General features: G+C 72.0%; 5 protein-coding genes. 4 read left to right on the forward strand and 1 reads right to left on the reverse strand.

The genetic code is table 11. From position 1 onward, the window contains the following. Positions 1 to 71: 71 nt before the first annotated feature. Both rsmA and FNH09_RS43330 read left to right on the forward strand, forming a co-directional pair. A complete protein-coding gene (gene rsmA / locus FNH09_RS43325; protein WP_162469977.1) occupies positions 72 to 953 on the forward strand; it encodes a 16S rRNA (adenine(1518)-N(6)/adenine(1519)-N(6))-dimethyltransferase RsmA in 882 nt (293 codons plus the stop codon). Further along, a complete protein-coding gene (locus FNH09_RS43330) occupies positions 950 to 1,843 on the forward strand; it encodes a 4-(cytidine 5'-diphospho)-2-C-methyl-D-erythritol kinase (protein WP_162469978.1) in 894 nt (297 codons plus the stop codon). Before rsmA ends, FNH09_RS43330 begins: the two co-directional genes overlap by 4 nt. Before the next feature lie 14 nt (positions 1,844 to 1,857). Here FNH09_RS43330 and FNH09_RS43335 read toward each other — a convergent pair whose 3' ends face one another. After that, positions 1,858 to 2,451, reverse strand: coding sequence for a Uma2 family endonuclease (locus FNH09_RS43335; protein WP_152895369.1), 594 nt, complete (start codon positions 2,449 to 2,451; stop codon positions 1,858 to 1,860). 157 nt (positions 2,452 to 2,608) lie between these two features. On the opposite strand from FNH09_RS43335, the gene FNH09_RS43340 reads away from it, so the two are divergent. Together FNH09_RS43340 and FNH09_RS43345 are read left to right on the forward strand one after the other, a co-directional pair. Continuing rightward, entirely contained in the window at positions 2,609 to 4,417 is a 1,809-nt protein-coding gene (locus FNH09_RS43340) for an ABC-F family ATP-binding cassette domain-containing protein (RefSeq protein ID WP_152895366.1), read from the forward strand. Positions 4,418 to 4,650: 233 nt separating this feature from the next. Continuing rightward, entirely contained in the window at positions 4,651 to 6,429 is a 1,779-nt protein-coding gene (locus tag FNH09_RS43345) for an outer membrane protein assembly factor BamB family protein (RefSeq protein ID WP_152895367.1), read from the forward strand. Positions 6,430 to 6,504: the final 75 nt, after the last annotated feature.

Genomic DNA, 6,504 nt, shown 5'->3' on the forward strand with positions numbered 1-6,504 from the left:
GGGACAAGGCGCGCGCCGGGCGCGGCCGGTGACCGGACGAGGGGCCGCCCGCGGCCCCGTACCCTGGTGCCGTGAGCAGCCCCACCCCTGACGCCCTGCTGGGCCCCGCCGACATCCGCGAACTGGCGGCCGCCCTCGGGGTGCGCCCGACCAAGCAGCGCGGCCAGAACTTCGTGATCGACGCGAACACGGTCCGCCGTATCGTGCGCACCGCCGGGGTCCGCCCCGACGACGTGGTCGTCGAGGTCGGTCCGGGGCTCGGCTCCCTCACCCTCGCCCTGCTGGAGGCCGCCGACCGGGTCACCGCGGTGGAGATCGACGACGTGCTGGCCGCCGCGCTGCCCGCGACCGTCGCCGCCCGGATGCCGCAGCGCGCCGACCGGTTCGCGCTCGTGCACTCCGACGCGATGCACGTCGGCGCGCTGCCCGGCCCGGCCCCGACCGCGCTGGTCGCGAACCTCCCGTACAACGTTGCCGTCCCCGTGCTGCTGCACATGCTCCAGACCTTCCCGAGCATCGAGCGCACCCTGGTGATGGTGCAGTCGGAGGTCGCCGACCGGCTGGCCGCCGCGCCCGGCTCGAAGGTCTACGGCGTGCCCTCCGTCAAGGCCAACTGGTACGCCGAGGTCAAGCGGGCCGGAGCGATCGGCCGCAATGTCTTCTGGCCGGCGCCGAACGTCGACAGCGGGCTGGTCTCGCTGGTCCGGCGGACCGAGCCGATCAAGACCACGGCCTCCCGGACGGAGGTCTTCGCGGTCGTCGACGCGGCGTTCGCGCAGCGCCGCAAGACGCTGCGCGCGGCGCTCGCCGGCTGGGCGGGCTCCGCGGCGGCCGCCGAGGCGGCCCTGGTCGCCGCCGGTGTCTCGCCGCAGGCCCGTGGGGAGTCGCTGACGGTCGAGGAGTTCGCGCGCATCGCCGAGCACAAGGACGCCTACGAGGGGACGGGCGAGTGAGCGTCACGGTACGGGTTCCGGCCAAGGTCAATGTCCAGCTCGCGGTCGGGGCGGCCCGGCCGGACGGCTTCCACGACCTGGCCAACGTCTTCCTGGCCGTCGGGCTGTACGACGAGGTCACCGTGACCCCGTCCGACGAGCTGCGGGTCACCTGCGAGGGCCCGGACGCCGCCCAGGTCCCGCTGGACCGCACCAACCTCGCCGCGCGCGCCGCGATCGCGCTGGCCGGGCGGCGGGGTCTCGATGCGGCCGTGCACATCCACATCGCCAAGGACATCCCGGTGGCCGGCGGCATGGCGGGCGGCAGCGCGGACGGCGCGGGCGCGCTGCTCGCCTGCGACACGCTGTGGGGCACCGGAGCCTCCCGCGAGGAACTGCTGGAGATCTGCGCCGAGCTCGGCAGCGACGTGCCGTTCAGCCTGGTCGGCGGGGCGGCGCTGGGCGTCGGGCGCGGGGAACGGCTGACCGCTCTGGAGGTCGGCGGGACCTTCCACTGGGTGTTCGCGATGGCCGCCCGCGGCCTGTCGACCCCGGCGGTCTTCCGCGAGTTCGACCGGCTGGCCGAGGGCCGGGACATCCCGGAGCCGGTGGCCTCGGCCGATCTGCTGGCGGTGCTCGCGAAGGGCGACCCCGAGGCGCTGGCGGCGGCCGTCACCAACGACCTCCAGCCCGCCGCGCTGTCCCTCTTCCCGGAACTGGCCGACACGCTGGCGGCGGGCCGCGGGGCGGGTGCGCTCGCCGCGCTGGTCTCCGGGTCCGGCCCCACGACGGCCTTCCTGACCCGCGACGCGGAATCGGCGGAGAAGGTGGCGCAGGCGCTCGGGGCCTCCGGCACGTGCCGCACGGTACGGACGGCGGCGGGGCCGGTGGCGGGGGCGACGGTGGTCTGAGGGGTTGCCTTCGGCTACCTCCCGCCGAGTGCCGTCAGCTCGATGGCGACGGCGTAGGGCTTGTCGACCTTGAGGACATCCCGGTGCACACCCATGTGCACGTATGCGTTGGTCATCGGGTCGAGTTCGTAGACGTGGACGATCGGCCCGCCGTCCGCTCCGTTCTGCTCGACACGCCAGAAGTTCGGGATGCCGGCGGCCGCGTACTTGTGAGGCTTGGTGGTGCGGTCACGGGACTCGGACTCCGGTGAGACGACCTCGACGGCCAGGAGCACGTCCTCTGCCTCGAACCTGGTCTGGTCGAGTCCGGTGACGGCGTCGGCCCGCACCACGCTGATGTCCGGTTCGGGGCCATTGCGGTCGTCGATGACGACGGTCATCTCCCGTTCGACACTGAGCCCCGAGGGGAGCGAGTCGTACAGCCTGTTGAACAGCAGGTCGATCACCAGGTAGTGGAAACGGCGCTGCGGACTCACGAAAACCAGGCTCCCGTCGATCAGCTCGGTGTGCGGCGGGAGATCCGGAAGCGTGAACAGGTCGTCCACGGTGTAGCCGTCCTGCGGCGGCACCGGCCACTGGACGCGAGGCTCTACGGACTCGGCGGTCATGGTTCCTCCCATGGGCGGGATCCTGCTGCCTGCCCTTTACGGTAGCGGCCCGTTCCCGATCACGTCATCACAAAGAGTGACCAACTCCTCGCGCCCCGCTCCCGCCCCCGCAGGGCCTAGGCTAGAAGGCTGACCGACCCCCCTGCGCAGGAGTGAAATGGCCGTCAACCTGGTCAATGTCGAGAACGTCAGCAAGGTGTACGGCACCCGTGCCCTCCTCGACGGCATCTCGCTCGGCGTGTCCGAGGGTGATCGGATCGGGGTGGTCGGCCGCAACGGCGACGGCAAGACCACCTTGATCCGGATGCTCGCCAAGCTGGAGGAGGCCGACTCCGGCCGCGTCACCCACAACGGCGGGCTGCGGATGGGCGTGCTCACCCAGCACGACTCCCTCGACCCGACCGCCACCGTCCGGCACGAGGTCATCCGCGACCTCGCCGACCACGAGTGGGCGGGCAACGCCAAGATCCGGGACGTGCTGACCGGCCTGTTCGGCGGGCTCGACCTGCCCGGCTTCCCGCAGGGCCTGGACACCGTCATCGGCCCGCTCTCCGGTGGCGAGCGGCGTCGTATCGCGCTCGCCAAGCTCCTGATCGACGAGCAGGACCTGATCGTCCTCGACGAGCCGACCAACCACCTCGACGTCGAGGGCATCTCCTGGCTCGCCCAGCACCTGCGCGAGCGCCGCTCCGCGCTCGTCTGCGTCACCCACGACCGCTGGTTCCTCGACCAGGTCTGCACCCGGATGTGGGACGTGCAGCGCGGTGACGTGCACGAGTACGAGGGCGGCTACTCCGACTACGTCTTCGCCCGCGCCGAGCGCGAGCGGATCGCCGCGACCGAGGAGGTCAAGCGGCAGAACCTGGTCCGCAAGGAGCTGGCCTGGCTGCGGCGCGGCGCGCCCGCCCGCACCTCCAAGCCGCGCTTCCGGATCGAGGCCGCCAACGAGCTGATCGCCGACGTGCCGCCGCCGCGCGACACCAGCGAGCTGATGAAGTTCGCCTCGTCCCGGCTCGGCAAGACCGTCTTCGACCTGGAGGACGTCACCGTCCAGGCCGGCCCCAAGGTGCTGCTCAAGCACGTCACCTGGCAGCTCGGCCCCGGCGACCGCATCGGCCTGGTCGGCGTCAACGGCGCCGGCAAGACGTCCCTGCTGCGGGCCATGGCCGAGGCCGCCCGCAGCCAGGGCGAGACGCAGCCCGCCGCCGGACGCGTCAACGTCGGCAAGACCGTCAAGCTCGCCTACCTCTCCCAGGAGGTCGCCGAGCTGAACCCCGCCACCCGGGTCCTGGAGGCCGTCCAGCAGGTGCGCGAGCGCGTCGACCTCGGCAAGGGCCGTGAGATGACCGCCGGGCAGTTGTGCGAGATGTTCGGCTTCGGCAAGGAGAAGCAGTGGACGCCGGTGGGCGACCTGTCCGGCGGTGAGCGCCGCCGACTGCAACTGCTGCGCCTGCTGATGGACGAGCCCAACGTCCTCTTCCTCGACGAGCCCACCAACGACCTCGACATCGAGACCCTCACCCAGCTGGAGGACGTCCTCGACGGCTGGCCCGGGTCGATGATCGTCATCTCCCACGACCGGTTCTTCGTCGAGCGCACCACCGACCGGGTGTTCGCCCTGCTCGGCGACGCCACCCTGCGGATGCTGCCGCGCGGCATCGACGAGTACCTGGAGCGTCGCCGGCGTATGGAGGAGGCGGCCGCGGCCGCCTCCGGCCCCGCGGCCCCGGCCCGGGTCACGACCGAGAAGAGCGCCGCCGACCAGCGCGCCGCGAAGAAGGAACTCCAGAAGATCGAGCGGCAGTTGGACAAGATCACCGAAAAGGAGTCCAAGCTGCACGCCCAGATCGCCGACAACGCCACGGACTTCGCGAAGGTGGCCGAACTCGACTCCCAGCTGAGGGACTTGTCGGGCGAACGGGACGAACTGGAGCTGCGCTGGCTGGAACTCGCCGAGGACGCCTGATCCTCGGCCAGGTCGGGGCGTACGGCGCGCGGGTCGTGTGAAGGGGGCGCGACGGCGCATAACGGAGGCGTCACGGGCCGGTTCTCCCTTGGGAACAGGGGAGACCGCAGGCCCGTGCGCCGTCGGTGCCGGGTGATAGAACAGAGCGTCTGATGACTCGCCGGGACGTCTGCGCGTCCCTCATACGGCTCGGGGCGTGGCGAGAAATCAGTGAGCCAGGGGGAGACACGCCGATGACGCAACCGCCCGACCAGCCGTCCGCGCAGGGCGGCTTCGGCCCGCCGCAGGACCAACCGCCGTCCGGCGGGCCCGGCTTCGGCGCGCCCGTGCCGCCCCCGCCGTCGCAGGCCCCGCAGCCCGGCTACGGCGCCCCGCAGCAGCCGGGCCCGTACGCCCAGCAGCCCGGCCCCTACGGTCAGCCCCCGCAGGCAGGTCCGTACGGTCAGCCCCCGCAGGCAGGTCCGTACGGCCGGCCGCAGCAGCCGGGCCCGTACGGCGCGCAGCCCGGCTACGGCTACCCGCCGCAGCCCCCGTACCCGATCGGCCCGGACGCGCCCTCCGCCGGTTCCCGCAACCCCTTCAAGCGGCGGCCCGCGCTCGTCGCCGGGGCCGCGGTCGTCGCGCTGCTCGTCGTCGGCGCCGTCGTGGTGGCGCTCACGAGCGGCGGCGGTGACGACCAGGCGGGCAAGAACGGCAAGGGCGGCAAGCCGGTCGCGTCCGGGAGCGACAGCCCCGGCACCGACGCCCCGGTCAACCCGGGCGACGGCAGCGGCGGCAACGCGGAGTCCCAGGACCTCAACGCGGGCCGCAAGCCCGGCGAGGCCAAGGTGCTCTGGTACAAGGAGGCGCCCGACGCGCCCGCCTCCGGAGCCGACGCCCCCGGCATGTGGATCACCGGCACGACCGCGGTGAAGGCGGCCTACAAGGAACTCGTCGCCTACGGCGTCGCGGACGGCAAGCCGGCCTGGGACCCGATCACCTTCCCGCAGAAGATCTGCGCGGTCACTCCCGTCAAGTCGTCCGACGACAAGGTCGTCGTGGCGTACATGAGCGGCAGCAGCAGCCGCGCCAAGTGCAACCAGCTCCAGCAGGTCGACCTGAACACGGGCGCGAAGGGCTGGACCGCGCAGGTCGCCGACGGCGCGCTGTTCGACAGCGTGATATCCGTCGACCTGACGCTCGCCGGTGACACGCTGATGGTCGGCCGTTCCCAGTCCGGCACGGCGTACGACCTGCACAGCGGCAAGAAGCTGTTCGACAAGAAGAAGTACGGCACCGCCTGCTTCCCCACCGCGTTCGCCGGTGGCGAGCGGCAGCTGGTCTCCGTGGCGTCCTGCGGTGCCGGCGGCGCCGACGAGCACGAGGAAGTACAGGGTCTCGACCCGCGGACCGGCAACGTCCGGTGGACGCAGAAGCTCGACAAGGGCTGGTCGGTGCAGCGGGCGTACTCGGTCGACCCGCTGGTCCTCTACCTGACCAACCAGGCCAAGAACGCCTGGAACATCTCCACCATCAAGACCGACGGCACCTTCCGCTCGGAGGTCGGCGTCGACGAGGACTTCGCCCCCGAGTGCGGCTGGGCCCTGCTCGACCGGGACCTCCAGGGCTGCGAGGGCGTCGCGGCCGACGCGAACACCCTCTACCTGCCCACCAAGGCCACCACCGGAGCCAACGAGATCGTCGCCGTCGACCTCTCCACCGGCAAGGAGAAGTGGCGCGTGAAGTCTCCGGCGGACTCCTCGATGCAGCCGATCCGGATCGAGGGCGGCCGGCTCGTCGCCTATGTCGAGCCGACGTACGACACGGGCGGCCAGGTCGTCTCGATCCCGACCACGGGCACGGCCCACACCCCGACGAAGCTGCTCCAGAACCCGCAGGGCACCGCCCGGATCGAGTCCGGCTTCTTCTCGAAGTCGATCGCCTGGGCCGACGGGCGCTTCTACCTCTCCACCACCCACCTGACCGGGAAGGACGACGCGAAGGAGAAGCTGATGCTCGCGTTCGGCAAGTGAGCCGGACCGGCCGCCGCGCTCCCGTCCTCCCCCGTCCCCGTCCCCGTCGCGTTTCCGAGGTAGTCACCCCATGAG

Source organism: Streptomyces adustus, assembly GCF_009377175.1.
GTDB lineage: Bacteria > Actinomycetota > Actinomycetes > Streptomycetales > Streptomycetaceae > Streptomyces > Streptomyces adustus.

What these genes read in the sequence shown, in the direction of transcription:
- FNH09_RS43335 (WP_152895369.1), bottom strand. Translation starts at nt 2,451, where the DNA reads ATGACCGCCGAGTCCGTAGAGCCTCGCGTCCAGTGGCCGGTGCCGCCG.
- FNH09_RS43340 (WP_152895366.1), top strand. Translation starts at nt 2,609, where the DNA reads ATGGCCGTCAACCTGGTCAATGTCGAGAACGTCAGCAAGGTGTACGGC.
- FNH09_RS43345 (WP_152895367.1), top strand. Translation starts at nt 4,651, where the DNA reads ATGACGCAACCGCCCGACCAGCCGTCCGCGCAGGGCGGCTTCGGCCCG.